The organism is Bacillus sp. HSf4 (assembly GCF_029537375.1).
GTDB lineage: Bacteria > Bacillota > Bacilli > Bacillales > Bacillaceae > Bacillus > Bacillus sonorensis_A.
Genome location: NZ_CP120679.1, coordinates 903,433 through 925,251 on the forward strand (window position 1 = coordinate 903,433; position 21,819 = coordinate 925,251).

Consider the following 21,819-nt stretch of genomic DNA (forward strand, 5'->3'; position numbering starts at 1 on the left):
TTCCCCTAGTCAATTCCATAGAATAAAAAACCATTTTATATACATATATTACTAGATTTGCAGACGTAATAGGTATATGATAGAAATGAAGGGGGAGTAAACCATGTCAAATACAGTAAAGTCAGTCACATCACCCAAAAAATTTATAGCAGGAAAACGATTGCTAGAACATTTAAACGACTACATTAAAGATTTTGGCGACAAGGCTTACATCATTTGCGACGAATTTATTTTAGAGCGGGCTCAGAAAGAAGCCGGAGATTCGATTCAAAAAGCCGGTAATCAAGCCGTTTTTGAAAAGTTCAATTATGAATGCACACAGGAAGAAATCGACCGTAACCGCGGGCTGGCGCTCGAGGCAGGCGCCAATATCATCGTTGGCATCGGCGGCGGAAAAACGCTTGATACCGCGAAAGCGACCGCTTATTATGAAAAGCTGCCTGTTGTGATTTTCCCGACGATCGCTTCCACAGATGCTCCATGTACGGCGCTTGCCGTGATTTATAAACACGACGGGTCGTTTGACCGCTATCTGTTTTTGCCGACGAACCCGGATGTCGTTCTGGCGGATTCAGAAATTCTATCAGGTGCGCCGGCGCGCTTTTTCGCAGCCGGTATCGGCGACGCGTTGGCGACGTATTTTGAAGCGCGGGCATGCTATCGTGCAAACGGTGATAACCTCGTGCTGATGAAGCCTTCAACAACAGGCTTGGGCCTTGCGCGCCTCTGCTATGACACGCTCCTGGAAAACGGCGTGAAAGCGATGCAGGCCGTTCAGCGCAATGTCTCAACCCGAGCCGTTGAAGACACGATCGAAGCGACGATTTATTTAAGCGGAGTCGGCGCCGAATCGGGCGGGCTCGCCGCAGCCCATGCGATCCACAACGGCATGACGGCAGTTCCCGCTCTTCATAACGCCCAGCACGGGGAAAAAGTGACGTTCGGCCTTCTGGCACAGCTCGTCCTTGAAAACGCCCCGGCCGAAGAGCTTGAAACCGTCATCAACTTCATCAAAGGCGTCGGCCTCCCGTTAACACTGAAAGATTTGGGTGTCGACGAATTTGTCGAGGAAGAATGGCGTCAAGTCGCTCAAAGCGCCTGTGCGGAAGGAGACACAATGGGCAACATGCCATTCCCTGTCACACCTGACGACGTATACAGCGCCATTATTGCCGCCAATGCGATTGCAGAATCTTATCATGATTGATCATGAAAAAAGCCGCTTCCTCCATGGATGCGGCTTTTTTATTTGAATCGGTGATGATTTCCTTCTCGGTCTATTTGCAGACCTTAACCCTTATGCCGGGTTCTTCTAATAAACCCGATGCTGTATGTCTTTTGCGAAGTCGACTGTTTCCGCTTTAAAGGCAAATCCATCGACAATTCGAGGCGTGAGCATGACAAGCTCAGTCTCTTTTCCATCATTGTTCAGCTTGACCGTGCAGTCCATGTTTCCGCCTTCTTCATCTCCATCATATTCACATGAACTTGCTTGTTGAATATATTCCACCGTGTCTCTTCCTGACGCGTTCCATTTCAGCAAGAACATCAATTGCTCTGTTAAAAGCGGGTAGACCGCTGTAAATCCGATAATGAGCAGGAATAGCTTCAAGCGAATCCAAGCCACCTCTCTGTAATAGAGCGAGGTCAGCGCAAATCCTGTGATCATGAGCAAAAGCCCGGCCAAAGAAACGTAATGCAGTCCGGCCGAACTTTGGACGGGGCCGCCCCAAAAACGTAAAACCGCTTCACCTGCCGATGGGTTTTGGCACAAAGCAGCAAACCGAAAACCATCAGGCAGATGCCGGCCGAGCCTTTGTGCAGCTTCATATGATTCCCTCCTTATCTATAGAAATAGTCGAAGGGAATCACAAAATGTTTCCTTGTTTACTTGAAAATGTCAAACCATCCTTTATGACGGAACCAGATGATCATTCCGATGACAACGGCAGCCATCATTCCGAGGACGAAAAAATAGCCGTAGCGCCAATGAAGTTCAGGCATGTTGTCAAAATTCATGCCGTATACGCCGACAATGAAGGTCAGCGGGATGAAAATCGTGGAGACGATCGTCAGCGTCATCATGATGGCGTTCATTCGATTGGAGTTCAGCGTCTGGTAGCTGTCCCTTAAATCAGCGGTCATGTCCCGGTTGTTTTCCACAATTTCAGTCAGCTTCAGCAGGTGGTCATAAATATCGTTGTAATAAGCTTTTCTTTCGCGGTTTTCCTTTGTATGTTCGATGTTTAAAATTCGGTAGAGCAAATCGCGCATCGGGATGATCGTTCTTCTGAGCTTCAACAGATCCCCCCTGATATCAAACACTTCATTCATCAGTGTGCCAAACGTTTTCCTGCTGTCGCTTTCAGCGATTTCATTGAGCCTGTCTTCAATTTGATAAAGGATCGGAAAGTATTCATCAACAAGCTGGTCCATGACCATATAAGCGATATGGTTCGGCCCTTTCTTCCACATGTCCTTGTTTTCTAAAAACCGTTTTCGCACTTTTTCAATGCCGTCCGATTGATGGAGATGAAATGTGACGATAAAGTCTTTTCCGGCGAATAAATCCACTTCTTCAGACGCCAATGTCTTTTGGTTTAAGGCATGTATGACGTAAAACACGTATTGTTCATATTGATCAAGCTTAGGACGCTGCAAATAATGGAAGCAGTCCTCGATTGACAAAGGGTGAAAGTGAAAATGATTTTGCAGTAGAGTTGCTTCTTCGTCTGTCGGCCGGTCAAAATCGGTCCAATACCATTCGATATCCTGATCTTTCAGCCGTTCTGCCGGGACATCCGATAAAAGCTTTCCGTCTTTTGTAACCGCCATAGTTTTGAGCATTGGCAACCCTCCACCTTCATCATAGCATGCTGCCTTGGAACTTGAATCATTCGGCTTTTTACTCATTTTCGCTCTTTTTTCACTAAAAAAGCAAACATGGTATACTGTGGACAAAGAAGAAAAGGGATGGGAAGCCATGTGGAAGGAAAAAGTAAGCATATCACCGCCATATCATTTTGACCGGGTGTTGGACAGGCTATCGCTTGATCCGCTCAACGCCGTCGACCTTGAGAAAAGGGAAGTCAGGCTCCCGCTTCGCAGCCGCGAAAAAAAGCCGTCCGTCGTCACGGTTCAGGCAACAGGCACTGCGGAAGCTCCGGAATTTATCGTCAGCGGAACAGAAGATCAAGCCGGCATGATGAAAGAAGTCAAACGGATCTTCAGGTGGGAAGAAAGCCTCCAGCCGGTGCTTGATCATTTTTCAAATACGAGCTTGTCAAAGCTGTTTGAAGAGCACGCGGGGACGCCTTTAGTGCTTGATTTTCATTTGTATCATTGCCTGATGAAGTGCATCATCCACCAGCAGCTCAATCTCTCGTTCGCATATACGCTGACCGAGCGATTCGTGCACACATTCGGCGAACAAATAGACGGCGTCTGGTTTTATCCGCTTCCCGAAACGATTGCACAGCTTGACTACAGCGATTTGCGCGAGCTCCAGTTCAGCATGAGGAAGTCCGAATATGTGATCGATACATCAAGAATGATTGCCGGTGGAGACTTAAACCTTGATGAACTTACACTATTATCAGATGAAGATGTCATGAAAAAGCTGGTGAAAATCAGAGGCATCGGACCGTGGACAGTGCAAAATGTTCTGCTGTTCGGGCTCGGCTGTCCCAACCTTTTTCCGATCGCCGATATCGGCCTGCAAAATGCCATCAAACGCCATTTTGGCTTGAAAGATAAACCGGCAAAAGAAGAAATGCTTGATATGAGCAAGGCGTGGGAGCCTTATTTAAGCTATGCTTCCTTATATTTATGGAGAAGCATTGAATAGAATGGAGAGAACGTGATTGAAACAGGAAAGAAAACGATCATCAGCAGAATTAAAAGTGGGGCAGCAATTTCCGCTGACGATCAAACGCCTCGGCATCAATGGCGAAGGCGTCGGCTATTTTAAGAAAAAGGTCGTGTTTGTTCCCGGGGCCCTGCCCGGAGAGGAAGTCGTCGTCGAGGCGACAAAGGTGCATCCGAAGTTTTCCGAAGGGCGGGTCAAAAAGGTTCGCAAACGCTCCGAGCACCGCGTAAAACCGCCCTGCATCATCTATGAACAGTGCGGCGGCTGCCAGCTGCAGCATTTGGCTTACGACCAGCAGCTGAAAGAAAAGCGCGATATCGTCATTCAATCGCTTGAACGCCACACCCGTTTCGATATCGGCAAAATGGATATCCGGCCGACAATCGGAATGGAAAATCCGTGGCATTACCGGAATAAAAGCTCATTCCAGCTCGGACGCACAAAAAACGGGAAAATGGTGGCCGGCTTGTACGGACTTGATTCCCACCGGCTCGTTCCGATCACGGAATGCATCGTCCAGCACCCGGCGACGAACAAAACGACGCAGACCGTTAAACAGATTCTCGAAGACTTCGGGATTACCGTCTATGACGAACGGAAGCGGACCGGCGATGTCCGCACGATCGTCACAAGAGTCGGCTTTGAAACGGGCGAAGTGCAGGTCGTGCTTGTCACGGCAAAAAACGAACTCCCCCGCAAGGAGCTGATCGCAGAAGAAATCAAAAAACGCCTGCCAGAAGTAACATCGGTCATCCAAAACGTCAACAAAGCGAAAACATCCGTCATTTTCGGCGAAGATACAAGGCTGTTAGCGGGAAACATGGTCATCCAGGAATTTCTCGGCGACGTCTCATTTGAGCTGAGTTCCCGGGCTTTTTTTCAGCTCAATCCGATCCAGACGGTCAAGCTCTATGACGAAGTCAAAAAAGCGGCTAAGCTGACAGGGCGCGAAAAAGTCGTTGACGCCTACTGCGGGGTCGGCACGATCGGCATGTGGATCGCCGACGGCGCAGGCGAAATCCGCGGTATGGACGTGATCAAAGAATCGATCGCTGACGCTAACAAAAACGCTAAAAAGCACGGAATCAAAAATGCCCAATATGTCACAGGCACGGCCGAACATTGGCTGCCAAAATGGACGAACGAAGGCTTCCGCCCCGACGTCGTCATCGTCGACCCGCCGCGAACAGGCTGTGACCGCATGTTCTTGGACACGATCCGAAAGGTCAAGCCGAAGCGGTTCGTATATGTCTCCTGCAACCCGTCGACACTTACCAAAGACTTGCAGTACTTGGCGAAGGACTATCGTGCCGAATACATCCAGCCTGTCGATATGTTTCCGCAGACGGCGCATGTGGAGTGCGTTGTACAGTTGGTTTTAAAAAATCATTGAACCTGTGAAAATTGAGTTTTTTCCCTAAGAGAAATCATTATCAAAAAAGCGGCCGTTGATTGGCCGCTTTAAACACTGTCTTTATCATTCAAGGCCAGCTCATCTTCAGGGAATGCATCATCCCCGCTATCATCAAGGCGTAAAAAATCTCAAAGGAGGAACCGCCCATGAAAAGACTCTGCATCATCCCGTGCGGCGCGAAAAAAATCTGGGATGTCGATCCGGAAAGAGGGCCGTCTCCCGCGAAGGATGTTTATATGAGTCCGTTTCACCAAGCCTGTCGTACATATGCGCAGAACTTTTTTGACGACTGGGTGATCCTTTCAGCCAAACACGGCTTTCTGAGCGCTTGCGATATCGTTCCTGAAAACTATGATGTCACCTTTGGGACGGGTCACCCTGAGATCATGACAGCGGAGGCGCTTAAAAAACAGGCCGCAGAGAAAAAACTGCTTGGGTTTGACGAGGTTGTCATGCTCGGCGGGAAAAAATATCGTCCGGTTTTAAGAAGCGTGTTTGGCGATCCTCAGCTTATCACCTATCCGCTCGGTGGATACCGGGGAATCGGCTATATGCTTCAGGCGCTGCAAAAAGCCGTCGCTTGCGGCCGTGAACTGGAGACAAAATGATTTTCATTTTGTCTCTTTTTTTGTAACAAATTCTGTGTTTTCACTACTAATATATGAATGGAAAATCAGTGAACTGCTACATGCGGGAGCGCTCAACCTGGGAGGGGAATGATGGAGGATAAGAACCGCTCTGTTATCACAGATTTGCTGCCTTTATATCATGAGGGGAAGTTAAGTAAAGAGACGGCTGAATGGCTTGAAGAACAGGCCGCAAACAATGAAGAATATCGAAAGCTTATGGTGTGTGAGACACCTCCTGAAACAATACATAAACGCATGAATCGCAAGCTCTCCATTTATCAATTGATATTGACTGCGATATCGCTTTTCCTCGCGATCAAAACATCGCTTTTAAACGGAAGCTTCGGCTTTATTTTATGGTATACAGTGCTTGGCATCCTGGCTTATCTGTTCTATCGGAAGGTGAAAGTCGTTCTCCTTCTTTCCTTTGTTCCGATGTTGATTTGGGGGCTTGCCGATGCCATCACAGGCTGGGATGAGGGATTCGCAAGCTCCGTGTTTGGAGCCGTGCTGCTCGCTGTGTTTCACGGTTTATTCGCTATGGCCGGCTGTTTGCTTGGCTGGCTCTGCTTAAAGCTGAATGAAAGCAGGGGTGTGTTGAAAAAGAAAGTCGGCCATGGTGCACTGCTCTTGGCGGTGCCGGTATGCATCCTTTCCATATACAATGCTTTTAATGGAAACCCGATTAGCGAAATGCTTGCTAAGAAATCGCTGGAGCGCTATTTGACGGACCGCTACCCAGAGAAAAACTTGCGGTTAGGGGATGGCTTTTATAACTTTAAGTTCGCCGACTACTCGTTTGATGTCATTGAAGCAGGTGATGAAACAAAATCCTTCGCCTATGACTTTACAGTAGCAGGTTGGCTCCATCCTGAAATCACCTTTCACGGCATCCGCGAGGCGAATCTCAATAAACCGTTGATGGAGCGGCTCGGCGAAGAAGCCGCAAACGAACTCAAGACTGTTTTATCCAAACAAGTGAAAAACGTGGCGGCTGTCGATGTTTACGTCGAAGTTTTAAAAGGCCGGCTGCCGGAAGATGCAAAATGGGGCAAAGACATTAAGCTGGATCAGCCGATGCAAATTGATATTGTACTTGATGCCGAAAATGCCGATCAACAATCCGTCTTCAGCGCGGCCAAAAAGATCCAGCACGTGTTAAACACAGAAGGATATGACTATGAAACGGTCAATATCAATGCCAACATATTTGACGGAGACAACGTCAAAGACGGATATGTAAAATATAGCGCATTTTTTGAAAAAGACACGGAGATCAAACTGAAGGATGTGGAAAAAGAGATATGAAAATGACGGCGGGGTTGCTAAACCCTGCCGTTCCTTTTTTAAAAAAAGAGCGGTTTATTTTTGCATAAAATCACACAAATAAGAAAAAAATAGCAATTGATCTATCATAAGAAAGGATGTTGTGTGATGAAAAAATTATCGCTTTGCCTTGTGCTGATCGTTCCAATGGCTTTTGCCGCGGGCATTCCTTCCGTACATGGGAAGACGCAGGAGTATCAAGATTTAACGGAAGAGCAAAAGAATGAGCTGTCAACCTTGCAAAAAGACATTATGGAAAAGAAAAAACAGCTGATCGACAGATATGTGGAATATGGAATGATGGATGAAAAAAAAGGAAGCGACATCAAAAAACATATGGAACAGCGGTATGAAAAAGAGAAAAAAGAAGGATTCATGCCGAAATGGGGGCATCATCAAAAAAAGTTTCATCATCGCATCCATTATTAACCCCGTTTCTTACACTGCCAGCCCAATTTCTTCGTGACAAAAGTGTAAAGACAGGTGTAAACTAATACTCATGTAAATCAGCTAAGAGATAAAGAGGTGTTGTGAGTATGAAGAAGAATCGTCCGATCTCAGAGCGGAAGCTGCTTGGCATCGCCGGTCTGGGCTGGCTGTTTGATGCAATGGACGTCGGCATATTATCGTTTATCATCGCGGCTTTGCACGCGGAATGGAATTTGTCGCCTGAGGAAATGAGCTGGATCGGCAGTGTCAATTCCATCGGGATGGCCGTCGGGGCTTTTGTGTTTGGGCTGCTGGCTGACCGCGTCGGAAGGAAGCATGTGTTTATGATCACGCTGCTGTTTTTCTCGGTCGGCAGCGGTTTATCCGCTTTCACAACGACATTAACGGCATTTTTGATTTTGCGGTTTTTTGTCGGCATGGGATTGGGAGGAGAGCTTCCCGTCGCTTCGACGCTTGTTTCGGAAACGGTCGCACCTGAGCGGCGGGGAAGAATTGTTGTCTTATTGGAAAGCTTCTGGGCGTTTGGCTGGCTGGCGGCAGCACTTATTTCATATTTTATTATCCCGGCCTACGGCTGGCAGGTTGCCCTTCTCATCACCGCCGTTCCGGCTTTCTATGCGCTGTATTTGCGTCTGGCATTGCCGGATTCGCCAAAATACGAAAATCTCGACCAACAACAAAAAACGACTGTGCTGGAAAATGTGAAAAGCGTATGGTCCCGCCGCTACGCCCGCCCTACGGCCATGCTGTGGATCGTCTGGTTTTGCGTGGTCTTTTCCTATTACGGCATGTTTTTATGGCTGCCGAGCGTGATGGTGATGAAGGGATTCAGCATGATTAAAAGCTTTGAATATGTATTGATCATGACGTTGGCGCAGCTGCCCGGCTATTTTTCAGCGGCCTGGCTGATTGAAAAAGCCGGACGGAAAATGGTGCTGATGATCTATTTATTGGGCACTGCTGTCAGCGCCTACTTTTTCGGAAACGCCGAATCACTGGCTCTTCTTTTGGCGTCCGGGATGCTGTTATCGTTTTTCAACCTCGGAGCCTGGGGAGCGCTTTATGCTTATACACCCGAACAGTATCCGACAGCGATCAGGGGAACCGGTGCGGGTATGGCAGCGGGATTCGGCAGGATCGGCGGTATTTTGGGACCGCTTCTTGTCGGTTATCTTGTCAGTCAAGGCACAGCGCTTTCCATGATTTTCTTCATCTTCTGCATTGCGGTTTTAGCTGCGGTCGCCGCCATTTTCTTTTTGGGATCGGAGACGAAGCAAAAAGAGCTTGCATAGGTTGAGGGCTCTGTTTCATAATGGAAGGAAACGAGAGTCTGGAAAGAGCTGATATAAATGAGAAAAAAAGCAATTTGGATCGGTATCCTGTTTTTGCTGCTCGTCATCGGCGGCTCTATTTATAACGGTTTCAACGGGAATCCGCTCAGCCGCGCGCTGGCTGAAAAAAAGCTGCTCTCATATTTAGAGGAAACATATCCTGAGCGACATTTGCAAATCAAAAACAGCTTTTACAATTTTAAATATGCAGAATACGTTTTTCATATATCAAATCCAACAGACAAACGGACGGATGAGTTGATTTTCACCGTCAAAGGGCTTATCCATCCAGAAGTCACCGAAGACGGCATCATCGAAGCTGAGCATCAAAAAACGGCAGCCCGGATAAGCGGGGAAGCGGCCGAGGAAATGAAGAAACACCTTGATGAAGCATTGGAAAATGTCATGCGCGTTCAGGTTGACCTCTCCGGAAACAAGCCTTTCAAAAAGAACAGCAAATGGAACAAGGCGATGAAACAGGAGCATACGGTTGCGGTCTCCGTCACTTTAAATTCCGGACGGGGCGGCAAAGAAGAGTTTTATCAACAAGCGAAGGCCGTCAGAGAACGCTTAATGGGCTATCGATATGACAAACTGGATATAACAGGTATGGGCTTGGACGGGGAAGGCCGGCCGGGATATGCCAAATACAGTGTACGGATTGAAAGCGGTAAGGATACAGCGCTTCAAGATGTTCAAGTTTTAGCAAATCATGAGAAATGAGAGAAGGAGTGAATCCCTTCTCTTTTTTACTTGAAAACATATGGGTGATTTGTACTATTGATGTCAAGGTGTGAAGGGAATAGAATCATATTAAGAACGAATAATGTCGGGATTGTTACTGGTGAAGCAGGCAAGACCTAGAATGTGCTAAATGGAACCGCGCCTTTAGTGTGCTTTTTTGCGCCTATCGGTTGATGTCCTTTCGCACATTTTAGGTCTTTTGTTGTTGCAGGCCAAAAGAGATGACCAAGCTATTTTTCTTTAAGAATATGGTCCGATTTTCATTTTGATCGTTTTTTAGTGATTTGATAGGATAGAAAAATTAGAGGAGGTCACCGTTGTGCAGCATCAAGAGATTGCAAGAGAACTGTTGCCCCTCATTGGAGGCGCGGATAATATCATCAGCATCAGCCATTGCACGACAAGGCTGCGCTTCACTGTCAGAGATGAGGAAAAAATAGATATAGAGGCCATTGAAAGGATGGCGGCTGTACAGGGGACTTTTTTTAGATATGGTTTATTTCAGATTATTTTCGGTGCGGGCATCGTCAATAAAATTTATAGAGAAATGGCTCAGTACAGCGATCCCGCTCCTATGGATCAAGAGAACACGCCGGAAGCGCAGTCTGGAATCAATCTATTGACGAGATTTGCAAAAACATTGTCTGATATTTTTGTTCCGATCATCCCGGCGATCGTTGCAAGCGGGTTGCTCATGGGGGTTATCGGTGTCATAAAGGAATTCCGCCTGGCCGCCTATGACGGTCCCGTCATGAAAATGCTCGATATTTTTTCAAGCGCTGCATTTGTCATTCTGCCTGTGCTGCTCGGGTTCAGCGCGGCTAAACGGTTCGGCTCGAATCCGTTTTTAGGGGCCGTCATCGGCGGAATCCTGACTCACCCGGATTTGCTCGATCCGGAAATGCTTGGCAGCCAAACACCGTCCTTTGCAGAGATCCTTGGATTTCAAGTGCCTCTCATCGGCTATCAGGGGACGGTTATCCCGATTCTTTTGTCTGTCTATATCATGAGCAAAATTGAGCGGTTTTTGCAAAGAATCGTTCCCCGGTCATTGGATTTGATCGCCATTCCATTTCTGACGGTGATGGCTTCCGGATTTGCCGCACTGTTTATCATGGGGCCGGCTTCTCTTTTCATCGGCCACTTGATGAGCGATTGTTTGGGGTTTATTTATCAAAATGCAGGGGCGGCTTCCGGATTTTTATTTGGCGGGCTTTATTCACTGCTTGTTTTGACCGGCCTCCATCACGGCTTTTATGCGATTGAAGCGTCCCTGCTCGCAGATCCCGAATACGGTGTCAACTTTTTGCTTCCGATTTGGTCGATGGCCAATGTCGCTCAAGGGGGTGCGGGTCTGGCCGTTTTTCTTATGACAAAAAACGCGGAAGTAAAAAAGATCGCCATCCCTGCATCACTCACTGCTTTTTTGGGAATTGTCGAGCCCGTCATGTTTGGTGTGAATCTGAAACTGATTCGTCCGTTTATCGGGGCATCGATCGGAGGCGCGCTTGGCGGCGCATATGTCGTCGTCATGAATGTAGCGGCAAATTCATACGGACTTTCCGGCATACCGATGATTTCGATTGTTCTTCCTCTCGGGCCGGCTAATCTGATTCATTACTTAATCGGATTTGCGATTGCAGCGGTTTCCGCGTTCATTGCAGCTCTATGTCTCGGGTTCCAAGAAGAAAAAGAATAATTCCGTTTTCATTCGTCAAAACAGGATGAAAGGAAGGCAGCTATGAAAATAAAGAAAATCTTAAATAACAATGCGCTAGTTGTAAAAGATGAGGATGAAGAAAAAATTGTATTAGGGTCTGGGGTCGCATTTCAGAAGAAGAAAAATGATGTTGTCGACAGGTCGAAAATCGAGAAAATATTTGTCATGAAAGACTCATCAGAATACCGCCAATTTGAGAAAATCTTAAAAACACTGCCGGAAGACCACATCCAGGTTGCAGAGGATATTATTTCTCACGCGGAAAAAGAGCTGGGGATTAAAATCAATGAACGGATTCATGTCGCCTTTTCCGATCACCTCTCATTTGCGATTGAACGCTTGAGCAAGGGAATGGTGATTAAAAATCCATTGCTTGATGAAGTCAAAGTCCTTTACACGAAAGAATTCCAAATCGGCCGCTGGGCACAAGCCCTTATTAAAGAAAAGTTGAAAATCGAGATCCCCGAAGATGAAGTCGCAAACATCGCCTTACATATTCACACAGCCAAAACAAACGCCGGTGACATGACAAAGACGCTTGATTTGACAACGATGATCAGCGATATCATCAGGGTCATCGAAAACAAATTGAACATCACCATTAAAGATGAAACCATTTCATATGAGCGGCTCGTCACCCATCTCCGTTTTGCGATTCAGCATATCGAAACGGGGGAATCGTTTTACGAACTGGATGCAGACATGATCAGCCTGATCAAAAAGAAGTTTAAAGAAGCATATTTGTGTGCGCGGGAAATCGGAGAATTCGTCAAGAATGAGTACGGGTTTGAATTTCCGGAAAAAGAGCTTTGCTATATCACCATGCATATCCAGAGATTTTATCAGCGCTCTGCGCTTGTTTAACATTGAATGAAAAATGGAGCCGAGTAGTCTTCGGCTCCATTTTTCTATTCAGCATTAATTTCTGTTAATACCTCATGTTCCGTATCTATTAAAAAGCCGCGGACTTTGACATGTGAGGGGATGAATGGGTGCTGCCGAATCATGTCGACACTTTGTTTTATCCCTAAATCAACGGGTTTTCCCCCGTTCAGCCATTCATTCAGATTGCTGAAGGGAAACTCTGGATTGCCATGCTGAAAAAGATAATCGATGGTCTTTAATCTATCGCTTACATGCGGGTTGTTAAGCATGTAATTGTCCAGATCGATATCAGCCGGATCTTCATTTTTGGAGCGGACAATCAATATTTCCTCCGTTTTGTTCTGGATGACAAGCGTGATGATGTCCCTCATTAAATCGCTGTATGGCTGTGAAATATGAGGGAATACGCTTTTTAAAATAACCGTGTTTTCCGGCTGAATAGATGCCGCATGGCAGATTGATTGTTCAAGCTGATCCTCCATCCCGGTAATCAACAACACATTTTTATTTTTCGTTCCTTCCATTCCATTCACCTCATTCATTTTGTTTTTGTCCAGTTCTCCCAGTTTCCGTGCGGATCGATTGAAGCAAGGAGAATCCAGTCGTTTTCCACTTTTTGCCGAAAAGATTGATCCTGTTCAAGCAGCCGTTCGATATGTTCCCGGGGCGCCTCAATGACAATAAGCAGCCGGAGAGGCGCATGATAAATCTCTTGATCTGACAGCATGACAGACTGCCAAGGGAGACCTGTCAGCAAATCACTTGCATTTCCCTGCATAACGCCGAGGCCGGAAGTGACGGTTTGAGTCGCTTTATTTCCGCTTCCGTAATAATGCGGTGCAACGGTTGATGCGTAATACTGCAGATTGATCCATTGGGCCACCGTCCCAGGCCCTGAAATGATGCCGCTAAGGATGGAACCGTCTATGTCATTCCGCCAGTCATAGCTGTGCAGAAAAGCCCTTCCTTCAAGGTTGGCTCCCCGTGTAAGCCGGCGTGTGCCAATAATGAATGAAGCGTTTCGGGCCAGGCCCCATTCGGGACGGATTTCACTCCAATCTTCGGCAAAGCGCTCAATCTCATTGCGCGGATTTTTATATCCAAACTGAGGCAATTCGGCTAAGCGTTCTCCTCCGACAGTGCGGCTGACATCGGGGAGCGCTGACTGAATGCGGTCAAACGCCTTTTGAGCTTTTTCCGACAGCTCAGGTACATAGAGCCAATGCAATTCATCCAATGTTGTAATGTGCTCTGCGGCGGTAAACACCGTATCATCCGGTATGAAGATGCCGTCGGAGCGGAGCCTTCGTCTGACGCTGGGAAGGTTGCATATAGCGGCAAGGACGCGTGCGTTGAAAGCACCCGATGCGCCTCCGCAGGCGCCGCAGTCCAATGCCGAGGCATAAGGGTTATTCGTGCTTCTGCTGCCGTGTCCGCAAATGACAACCAACGGAGCGAACCGGTCTGTGATCCCCATCATCTGTAATGCCTGTCTGGCATAGGCGGCTTTTTCTTCTTCCGTAAATCCGACCGGAATGTCGGCTTCAGGTGTTTCTATGCGATCAAGCGAGAGCTTTGCCTGAGGCTTCTTCAGCCATGCCTTCCGCGCTTTCCGGAAAGCTTCTCCTGCTTTGCGGGGAGCCAGGCTGCGCGCGGTCATTTGCAGGCTCAGCCAAGGACCGCTTACTTCGGGAAGCAGTAAACCCGCCAAAAGATTCTGTTTCATTTTTTTAAAGGCTGAGCTTAGCGAAGCTGCCGCTTTTTTATGTTCTTGAAATGTTTTAAAACTCGATTCTTCAGCCGTTTCTTTTACTCGATGCTGCGGTTTGAGAATGACCGGCAGAGAGCTGTGGCTATGTTGGCTGCCAAGTTCACACGTTTCGATTGCCAGGTTGAAAAAGCCGGCTGTCCCATACGTTTCAAAAGGTCCTGATTTCTCTAATGCACGGCGGAACGGCTCTGAACGGACATCGATACAAAATGCAAGCTGGGCGAGCACCGGTTCACTTGTTTCGGCAGCTGCCGGTTTGTCAGCCGTGAGCTTCTTGATCTCGGCGGCATATGTTTCCTCCCACGCTTCCAGCCAGAGGCGCCTGCACGTCATGCCATCAAAGCGGTGAGCGAGTGTTAAGCGCGCTTTTTGCTCTGCCGGAGAAAGTTTGAGCCATGCGTCAGGAGTGAGGCCGCCCCAATGCAGCCAGGCCGCAATCAAAGGAACGAGCTGCATCTCTTTTTCAGGTTTTGGCTTAGACAGCGGCAAATAAGGCTCAACTAGCATCCATTCCATTGAAAGCCGGATAGCCAGATACTCGAGCAACAGCCCTTCTTCTTCCCGCGAATGCTGGGAGCGCCAGAGCATCATCCCGGCCCATCCCGGCAAAGAAAGCAAATGAGCTTCGAGATAGTCCTGCATGTCTCCATTAGAAATATCAAGTGCTGCGAGCGATCTTTTTAATGCGTCTTTCGGTTCTTCCGGCCACCCATTCAGCCGTTGGCGTTCCGCGCGCGACAGGGCGGGGTCGTGCTCGACAAGCTGCCGCCATGCACTGTAAAACCCTTTTTCACGATGCGGAAGCCGCCATGCCGATTGTGACTCATCAAGGTACAGCTTAGACCATTTAATCACCTGATGGTCAAGGAGGTGAGCGGTTTTTTGTCCGGCAAAAACACTTAGCGGTTTAATAAAGCTCGTTTCCCAGTCAGCATTTACCCCGCTGGAGGCTTGTTTGGCAAGCTTCTTTACATGGGGGGATGACATAAGCTTTTCAGGTATTTCGTCCAGCTTGAGCGCGGCTTTGCAAAACGCTTCTGCTGTTTCCCTCTGCATACCGGGCGGGTGCGAATCAAGCCAATGCAGCAGCTTTTTTTCAAGAATCGCCTCATCAATTTCCCCCCGTTGTTTTGCAGAGCGGAAAATCGAGGGCTTTGGGTAGATGTCAACATGAAGCTGTTGTTTAAGCCGCCGCGCTGTCTGTTCAAATGTTTGTTCTTCAAGACCCATCCACGGATGGCGCGCGGCAAAGGTTTCGATAGGCCAAAGCGGCGCAATGACCCGTGCTGCCGCTTGCACCAATTCGTCGATATTAAGGTCATCGGCCTGATGTTCGGATTTGAAGATCAATTGTTTAGACAATGTGGATGCTGCTTTCATCATTGACGACCTCCTTCTGTAAGATATTGGTCTAGATAGTTCGGCCGTTCTTCGACCGAATCGGAATGGGGCTCACCCGTTTTCACAAGAAGCAGATAAAGTGCGCCGGCCCATGCAAAGCGTTGCCGAATGATCAAAGCGCCGACCGCAGTGCCGAATAACAACACGGCCGCTGTTAAAACAGCCGCCAGAGCGGACGACTGCGCCCCCTGTACAACGGCTTCCTTCAAGAGCCCGTGTAAAACGGAATGAATGACGGCAAACGCGAGAGAAGCCCCCGTTAAAATGAAAAGTCCGGCCATTCGTGTGATGAGTCCGTGCCCGCCTGTGACAAGCTGTCGCCAAGCAACAAACAGTGACCAGCCTAATACAAGGGCGCTGATCAATTGATAGCCATCATCCGCAGCTGTGACCCAGATTCCGGTTACGAGAGTAAGAGCGAAGACGCCGCCTATGATGTTCCAAAAAAGAGCCGGCCTGCCCGGTTTAGATGCGAACGATTCATAACGGCGCACCGCTGATCCGGCTTGCAGGAAAAGGGCGGCTTTGAACAGGCCGTGCAAGACGAGATGAATAATAGCGGCGATATAGGCGCCTAATGCGCATTGGACAAGCATAAAGCCCATCTGCGCGACCGTTGAAGCTGCGAGCTGCCGCTTGTAGTCCGTTTGGACGATCATCATGCCCGTTCCGAGTAAGACTGAAAGAACGGCGGGAACAAGCAGAATAAGCTGCAGCCCGTCACCGCTGAACATCGGTGCGAAACGGGTCAGCATAACCCCGCCGACATTTACGAGTCCGGCGTGCATGACCGCGGAAACGGGAGTCGGCGCAATCGCCGAATCGAGCAGCCAGCGATGGAACGGCCACTGCGCCGCAGGAATCATCACCGTTAAAATGACAAGGAGACCGATTCCGATTTTCTCCCATGAGCTGAGCTGTGCCAGGCTCTCTTCCGCGATGGCGGATGAGAGCTGCCAGTGCCCTGTCGAGAGAGAGAGCCAAAGAGCCGCCGCCGCTATAGCCAGCCAGCTGAGCGCAAAGATCCGGCCCGCATACAAAGCGGCATTTTTCGCGGCCTGCCAAGCGCTGTTTAAACCGATAAGCGCAGTCAAGCCGAGCAGAGTGATTCCCCAGCAAATGAGGAGCCAGCGAAGATCATCGTTCAGCCAGGCGGATGAAGCGCCTCCCGTCGTAAGCGTCAGCAGCAAAAAGAATTTACGATAGGAGCGGTCCCCGAACAAATACCGGACGGAGTAGCGCTGAACGATAAAGCCGATGGTCAAGACAAACAAGGCGATCAGCCAGGCCAGCGAATCCAAGCGCCAAGGAGCTGCAGTATGACCGGTACTTGCCGTCATCACCCCGGCTAGCGCGGCGAGCGGAGGCAGAGCAATGATCTTGGCGTGGACCCGTACAAAGGGCAATGGAACCTTTGGATGCATCACGAGCAGTGCGCTGAATAAACAAAGCGCAAGCGACGCGAAAAATATTTTCAGCCAAAATAAAGAATCTAGCAGATCAAACACCCGGCATCCCTCCGTCGGCATGATGGAAAAAAACATACTGTTTCATGTCTGGCCTTCCTTTCTAAAACGTAAAAAAGCCGGTATATTCAGGCTTGGCCCATTTTCAGCCAATCTTTCTGAATGATACCGGCTTATCTTTAACTCATGTTCATGCTTTAAAGATCTTCCGTTTTTCTATGATAATTTCTTTTGCAGGTCGTTTGCCAATTTAAACACCATGATCCGCTCGCCTGTGTGCGTGCTGATATCCGTATGGAAGCTGACCGTATCTTCACCGGTTAGCTCCTTCATGATGCGGCTCAATTGTTCCCGTCCCGATTCCACCAAGCCGGAGCGGGTTCTTTTGATTGACAACAGCCCTTCTTTTGTACTGCAAAGTTCGTACTCGGCGGGCGTCAAAATGCCGTTTAAGGACACGATGACCATATTTCTGAGAATGTCTGTTTTGACAGATACGGATCCCCGTCCCAAATAGTCTTTTTCCCATTGGGTTAAGGCTTTGCTGATTTCAGCCTCCAAAGACCCCTTCGTCAATTTCTGTTTTTCCAATGTTATATCCTCCTAAAAAAAACGGTATATTTCTTTTCCATATACACAAATATAGGGAAAATGAAATATACCGTCCTATCAAAATGTTAATGTCATGCACGGTAAAGATGACTTTTTCACGCGGCCATAATGCCGTTATAGCCGAATGCTAAAGCTCTTTTGCATGAGATTACGATTATTGACTTTACGGAATGACTTTTTTATATCATAGCTTTTAAGATTTCTCATGTCAATACCGTATTGTTATCGGATGAAAAAGAGCAATGCCCGCCTTAGCAGACGAGCATTGCTTTTGCCACCTCATCGGCTTTTTCTTTTCCGCCTAAAAGTTCTGCAAGTTTAAGGGCGAACGGAATCGTTGTCGCCGGTCCGCGGGAGGTGATGATCTTTCCGTCTGTGACGACCGGCTCATTTGTGATGATATCCGCACCCGTCAATTCTTTTTCAACTCCAGGATAGCAGGTTGCCTTTTTGCCGCTGACAAGGCCGGCTTTACCGAGGGTCATTGTTGCGGCGCAAATAGCGGCGACATATTTTTCCGCAGCGGCGGCTTCTTGTAATGTCTTGTGCAGAGCTTGATGCTCCAGCATTTTCTTGCTTCCGACGTTTCCGCCGGGGAGGATCAGCATGGCCGCCTCACGAAAGTCTGAGTCCTCATACAGTTGGTCGGCTTCCACTACAATTTCGTGCCCGCCTTTCACGCGCCGCGTCCCGTCAAGTGAGACCGTGACGACATCCACTTCAGCCCTTCTTAAAATATCAATCGTTGTAATGGCTTCAATTTCTTCAAATCCATCGATTAAAAAGACGAACGCTTTTTTCATCGTATACCCTCCTTGTATGTTCATTTTACCGATGATTCAGAGATTCCCGCAACTCATTCGGAGACAAAGTGAGACACTGTCTCATTTTGTCTCTTTTTTAGAGACTGCCATCAACAAAAAAACGCTGCCGTATTCATTTTTTCCGTTGGCACGATTTTTGCAAGAAATAAGGGCGTGACGAAAAAAAGACAGGAGGTTTTGCAACATGGAAGCGGCATTGACAAAAGAAAAAGCGGTTTGGATGTACAGAAAAATGCTGGAGATTCGCCGGTTCGAAGACCGGGTGCATGAGCTGTTTGCCCAGGGGATTCTGCCGGGATTTGTCCACCTTTATGCGGGAGAAGAAGCCGTCGCGGTCGGCGTCTGCGCCCATTTGAATGACAAAGACAGCATCACAAGCACACACCGCGGACATGGACACTGTATCGCAAAAGGCTGTGACCTAAAGGGAATGATGGCGGAAATCTACGGAAAGGCCACAGGCCTTTGCAAAGGAAAAGGCGGATCAATGCATATCGCCGATTTTGACAAAGGCATGCTCGGCGCCAACGGAATCGTCGGCGGCGGCTTTCCGCTGGCATGCGGCGCAGCTTTGACAGCAAAATATAAAAATACAAAAAATGTAAGCGTTTGCTTTTTTGGTGACGGGGCCAACAATCAAGGCACATTTCACGAGGGAATCAACCTCGCCGCCATTTGGAAGCTCCCTGTCATCTTCGTCGCCGAAAACAACGGATATGGAGAGGCGACTCCGTTTTCCTATGCGTCAAGCTGCAAATCGATCGCCGACCGGGCAGCCGGCTACGGCATACCGGGCATCCAGGTCGACGGCAAAGATGTGACGGCCGTCTATCAGGCCGCCCAACAAGCGGTAGAACGGGCGAAAAACGGTGAGGGGCCGACATTAATCGAGTGTATGACATACCGGAATTACGGACATTTTGAAGGAGATGCCCAGCGCTATAAAACCAATGAGGAAAAAACAGAGCATCAGGAAGAAAAAGACGCAATCACCGCTTTCAGAAATGAACTGCTGACAAAGCAGGTTTTAACTGAAGCAGAGCTGACCGATATTGAAGCGGCTGTGGCGGAAGCGATAGAGGAAGCGGTTGAATTCAGCGAGAAAAGCGCTTATCCGGATCAAAGTGAGCTCATGACAGATGTTTATGTCTCTTATTAATTCAATAGAAGGGGGAAGAAAAAATGGCGAGAGAATTAAGTATATCAGCTGCCCTGAATGAAGCGATCAAACTGGCGATGAGAAAAGACGACCATGTCATTTTAATGGGTGAAGATGTTGCCGGCGGAGCAGCTGTCGATCATTTGCAGGATGATGAAGCATGGGGCGGTGTGCTCGGCGTTACGAAAGGGCTTGTTCAGGAGTTCGGACGCGAGCGCGTCCTTGATACGCCGATTAGTGAAGCGGGCTATATCGGCGCAGCGATGGCGGCAGCTTCAACGGGGCTCAGGCCGATTGCGGAATTGATGTTTAACGATTTTATCGGCAGCTGTCTTGACCAGGTGCTCAATCAAGGGGCAAAGTTCCGCTACATGTTCGGCGGAAAGGCGGAGGTCCCGATTACGATCAGAACGACGCACGGAGCGGGCTTCAGAGCGGCTGCCCAGCATTCGCAAAGCTTGTATGCCCTTTTTACAAGCATTCCCGGCCTGAAGGTCATCGTGCCTTCATCTCCGTATGATGCCAAGGGGCTGTTCTTGGCTGCGATTGAAGACCAGGATCCCGTCATCTTTTTTGAAGATAAAACATTGTACAACATTACCGGTGATGTGCCGGAAGGATATTACACACTGCCGATCGGCAAAGCGGACGTGAAGCGGGAAGGCGCTGATGTCACGGTTTTTGCGGTCGGCAAACAGATCTATACAGCCCTGGAAGCGGCAAAACAGCTTGCATCAAGGGGAATCGAAGCCGAAGTCATAGACCCGCGCAGCCTGTCGCCGCTTGATGAAGAAGCGATTTTGGCTTCGGTGGAGAAAACGAACAGGCTTGTCATTGTTGATGAAGCGAATCCAAGATGCGGCATTGCCGCAGACATCGCCTCATTGGTCGCTGATAAGGGCTTTGACTTGCTCGATGCGCCGATTAAAAAGGTGACAGCGCCGCATACGCCTGTTCCGTTCTCCCCGCCGCTTGAAGATATTTATTTGCCGACTCCGGAAAAAGTCATCAACACCGTATTGGAGATGCTCGGGGAAACATCGCCTCAAGGTGTTTAACTAACGAAAGGAGAGAGAGAAACATGGCTGTCGAGGTTGTCATGCCGAAATTGGGAATGTCGATGAAGGAAGGCACGGTTTCCGTCTGGAACAAAAAAGTCGGAGAAACCGTTGGGCAAGGCGAAAGCATTGCAAGCATCAATTCTGAAAAAATCGAAATGGAAATCGAGTCTCCTGCTGAAGGAACCATTTTGGATATTAAAGTGCCTGAAGGAGAGGGGGTGCCGCCCGGAACCGTCATCTGCTATATCGGTGAAGCAAACGAACAAGCTGAAAAAACCGATGAAAAAGAGGCTCGGCAAAAAAAGACGGGAGAAAGGATTAAAATATCTCCCGCAGCCCGCAAAATCGCCGAAGGAGCCGGTCTGGACATCAAGACGCTTAAAGGCACCGGACCGGGGGGAAGAATCACGAAAGCGGATGTACTGAAGGCGCTTCCGGAAGAGCCGAAGCAACAAACGAACGAGGCGGATAGACAGCCTGTAAGCATGATGCGGAAAACGATCGCTCAAAGGATGACGGAAAGCCTCCAGCAGAGCGCCCAGCTGACGATCACCATGAAAGCGGATGTCACAAAGCTAACCGACTTGCAGCAGCAGCTCAATGAAACAGCTATAACAAAATATGATACGAAGCTGACGCTGACGGACTTTGTCGCCAAGGCAGCGACGCTTGCGCTGTTGGAGCATCAGGACATGAACAGCGTCTATCAAGACGGAAGACTGACCGTTTTGAAGCATGTTCATCTAGGAATAGCGGCTGCGCTGGATCACGGCTTGGCTGTTCCGGTTGTCAGGCATGCCGAACGGCTGCCGTTGCTTGAACTGGCGAAGAAAATCAAATGGTACGCCAAAAAAGCGCGTGAAGGCAAACTGCTTTCCGATGAAATCGAAGGCTCAACTTTTACCATCACAAATCTCGGCTCATACGGTGTAGAGCACTTCACCCCGATTTTGAATCCGCCGGAAACAGGTATTCTCGGCGTCGGCAAGATGTATGAAACACCTGTTTATCAAGAAGGGGAATTGGCTAGAGGCGTCATTCTTCCGCTCAGCCTGACCTTTGACCATCGCGCTTTGGACGGAGCGCCGGCGGCGGCGTTTCTTGCTGAAGTCAAGAGCTATTTAGAAGATCCGGCATCGATTCTTTTATAGAAAGAAG

Annotated in this window: 21 protein-coding genes; 13 read left to right on the forward strand and 8 right to left on the reverse strand. The window is 48.5% G+C overall.

Features of this window, described 5'->3' with window-relative positions:
• The first annotated feature begins 103 nt into the window (after positions 1 to 103).
• Positions 104 to 1,207 carry a glycerol dehydrogenase gene (locus P3X63_RS04495; RefSeq protein ID WP_277692511.1) on the forward strand — a complete coding sequence of 368 codons (1,104 nt, stop codon included), beginning with the start codon at positions 104 to 106 and terminating at the stop codon, positions 1,205 to 1,207.
• A 105-nt stretch (positions 1,208 to 1,312) separates the two neighbouring features.
• Here P3X63_RS04495 and P3X63_RS04500 read toward each other — a convergent pair whose 3' ends face one another.
• The 3 genes from P3X63_RS04500 to corA are packed head-to-tail and all read right to left on the reverse strand — an operon-like array spanning position 1,313 to position 2,847.
• A complete protein-coding gene (locus tag P3X63_RS04500; protein ID WP_277692512.1) occupies positions 1,313 to 1,669 on the reverse strand; it encodes a hypothetical protein in 357 nt (118 codons plus the stop codon).
• Positions 1,666 to 1,830 carry a hypothetical protein gene (locus P3X63_RS04505; protein WP_277692513.1) on the reverse strand — a complete coding sequence of 55 codons (165 nt, stop codon included), beginning with the start codon at positions 1,828 to 1,830 and terminating at the stop codon, positions 1,666 to 1,668. The genes P3X63_RS04500 and P3X63_RS04505 overlap by 4 nt, the downstream gene beginning before the upstream one ends.
• Positions 1,831 to 1,887: 57 nt before the next feature.
• Positions 1,888 to 2,847, reverse strand: coding sequence for a magnesium/cobalt transporter CorA (gene corA, locus P3X63_RS04510; protein WP_026589562.1), 960 nt, complete (start codon positions 2,845 to 2,847; stop codon positions 1,888 to 1,890).
• A gap of 136 nt (positions 2,848 to 2,983) precedes the next feature.
• Between corA and P3X63_RS04515 the strand changes: the two genes are divergently transcribed.
• From P3X63_RS04515 to P3X63_RS04555, 9 genes are all read left to right on the forward strand, one after another.
• Positions 2,984 to 3,847, forward strand: coding sequence for a DNA-3-methyladenine glycosylase family protein (locus P3X63_RS04515; protein ID WP_277692514.1), 864 nt, complete (start codon positions 2,984 to 2,986; stop codon positions 3,845 to 3,847).
• A gap of 16 nt (positions 3,848 to 3,863) precedes the next feature.
• Entirely contained in the window at positions 3,864 to 5,261 is a 1,398-nt protein-coding gene (gene rlmD / locus P3X63_RS04520) for a 23S rRNA (uracil(1939)-C(5))-methyltransferase RlmD (protein ID WP_277692515.1), read from the forward strand.
• A 167-nt stretch (positions 5,262 to 5,428) separates the two neighbouring features.
• Positions 5,429 to 5,890 carry a DUF6884 domain-containing protein gene (locus P3X63_RS04525; RefSeq protein ID WP_026589559.1) on the forward strand — a complete coding sequence of 154 codons (462 nt, stop codon included), beginning with the start codon at positions 5,429 to 5,431 and terminating at the stop codon, positions 5,888 to 5,890.
• A gap of 108 nt (positions 5,891 to 5,998) precedes the next feature.
• Positions 5,999 to 7,219 (forward strand): YfjL-like protein, encoded by a 1,221-nt coding sequence (locus P3X63_RS04530; protein WP_277692516.1) that lies wholly within the window; start codon positions 5,999 to 6,001, stop codon positions 7,217 to 7,219.
• Between the two features lie 126 nt (positions 7,220 to 7,345).
• A complete protein-coding gene (locus tag P3X63_RS04535; protein WP_277692517.1) occupies positions 7,346 to 7,666 on the forward strand; it encodes a YckD family protein in 321 nt (106 codons plus the stop codon).
• 107 nt (positions 7,667 to 7,773) lie between these two features.
• Entirely contained in the window at positions 7,774 to 8,979 is a 1,206-nt protein-coding gene (locus P3X63_RS04540; RefSeq protein WP_277692518.1) for an MFS transporter, read from the forward strand.
• A 57-nt stretch (positions 8,980 to 9,036) separates the two neighbouring features.
• Positions 9,037 to 9,741: a YfjL-like protein gene (locus P3X63_RS04545; protein WP_277692519.1), complete on the forward strand. Its 705-nt coding sequence runs from the start codon at positions 9,037 to 9,039 to the stop codon at positions 9,739 to 9,741.
• A 340-nt stretch (positions 9,742 to 10,081) separates the two neighbouring features.
• Positions 10,082 to 11,461, forward strand: coding sequence for a sucrose-specific PTS transporter subunit IIBC (locus P3X63_RS04550; protein WP_026589556.1), 1,380 nt, complete (start codon positions 10,082 to 10,084; stop codon positions 11,459 to 11,461).
• Positions 11,462 to 11,503: 42 nt separating this feature from the next.
• Positions 11,504 to 12,346 carry a PRD domain-containing protein gene (locus tag P3X63_RS04555; RefSeq protein WP_026589555.1) on the forward strand — a complete coding sequence of 281 codons (843 nt, stop codon included), beginning with the start codon at positions 11,504 to 11,506 and terminating at the stop codon, positions 12,344 to 12,346.
• A 44-nt stretch (positions 12,347 to 12,390) separates the two neighbouring features.
• Here P3X63_RS04555 and P3X63_RS04560 read toward each other — a convergent pair whose 3' ends face one another.
• The 5 genes from P3X63_RS04560 to P3X63_RS04580 form a co-directional block, all read right to left on the reverse strand.
• Complete coding sequence (locus tag P3X63_RS04560) at positions 12,391 to 12,891, reverse strand: carbonic anhydrase (protein ID WP_026589554.1); 501 nt, start codon at positions 12,889 to 12,891, stop codon at positions 12,391 to 12,393.
• 14 nt (positions 12,892 to 12,905) lie between these two features.
• The gene (locus P3X63_RS04565) at positions 12,906 to 15,518 is read right to left on the reverse strand and encodes a DUF2309 domain-containing protein (protein ID WP_277692888.1); all 2,613 of its coding nucleotides are present in this window, start codon (positions 15,516 to 15,518) and stop codon (positions 12,906 to 12,908) included.
• A complete protein-coding gene (locus P3X63_RS04570; protein WP_026589552.1) occupies positions 15,518 to 17,047 on the reverse strand; it encodes an NADH dehydrogenase subunit 5 in 1,530 nt (509 codons plus the stop codon). The genes P3X63_RS04565 and P3X63_RS04570 overlap by 1 nt, the downstream gene beginning before the upstream one ends.
• A 174-nt stretch (positions 17,048 to 17,221) precedes the next feature.
• Positions 17,222 to 17,596, reverse strand: a complete 375-nt coding sequence (locus tag P3X63_RS04575) for a Na-translocating system protein MpsC family protein (RefSeq protein ID WP_026589551.1) — start codon at positions 17,594 to 17,596, stop codon at positions 17,222 to 17,224.
• Positions 17,597 to 17,868: 272 nt separating this feature from the next.
• Positions 17,869 to 18,420, reverse strand: a complete 552-nt coding sequence (locus P3X63_RS04580) for a DJ-1 family glyoxalase III (protein WP_277692520.1) — start codon at positions 18,418 to 18,420, stop codon at positions 17,869 to 17,871.
• A 205-nt stretch (positions 18,421 to 18,625) separates the two neighbouring features.
• Between P3X63_RS04580 and P3X63_RS04585 the strand changes: the two genes are divergently transcribed.
• The 3 genes from P3X63_RS04585 to P3X63_RS04595 are packed head-to-tail and all read left to right on the forward strand — an operon-like array spanning position 18,626 to position 21,812.
• Entirely contained in the window at positions 18,626 to 19,600 is a 975-nt protein-coding gene (locus P3X63_RS04585; protein WP_077735301.1) for a thiamine pyrophosphate-dependent dehydrogenase E1 component subunit alpha, read from the forward strand.
• A 23-nt stretch (positions 19,601 to 19,623) separates the two neighbouring features.
• Entirely contained in the window at positions 19,624 to 20,658 is a 1,035-nt protein-coding gene (locus P3X63_RS04590) for an alpha-ketoacid dehydrogenase subunit beta (protein ID WP_026589548.1), read from the forward strand.
• 23 nt (positions 20,659 to 20,681) lie between these two features.
• A complete protein-coding gene (locus tag P3X63_RS04595) occupies positions 20,682 to 21,812 on the forward strand; it encodes a dihydrolipoamide acetyltransferase family protein (RefSeq protein ID WP_277692521.1) in 1,131 nt (376 codons plus the stop codon).
• Positions 21,813 to 21,819: the final 7 nt, after the last annotated feature.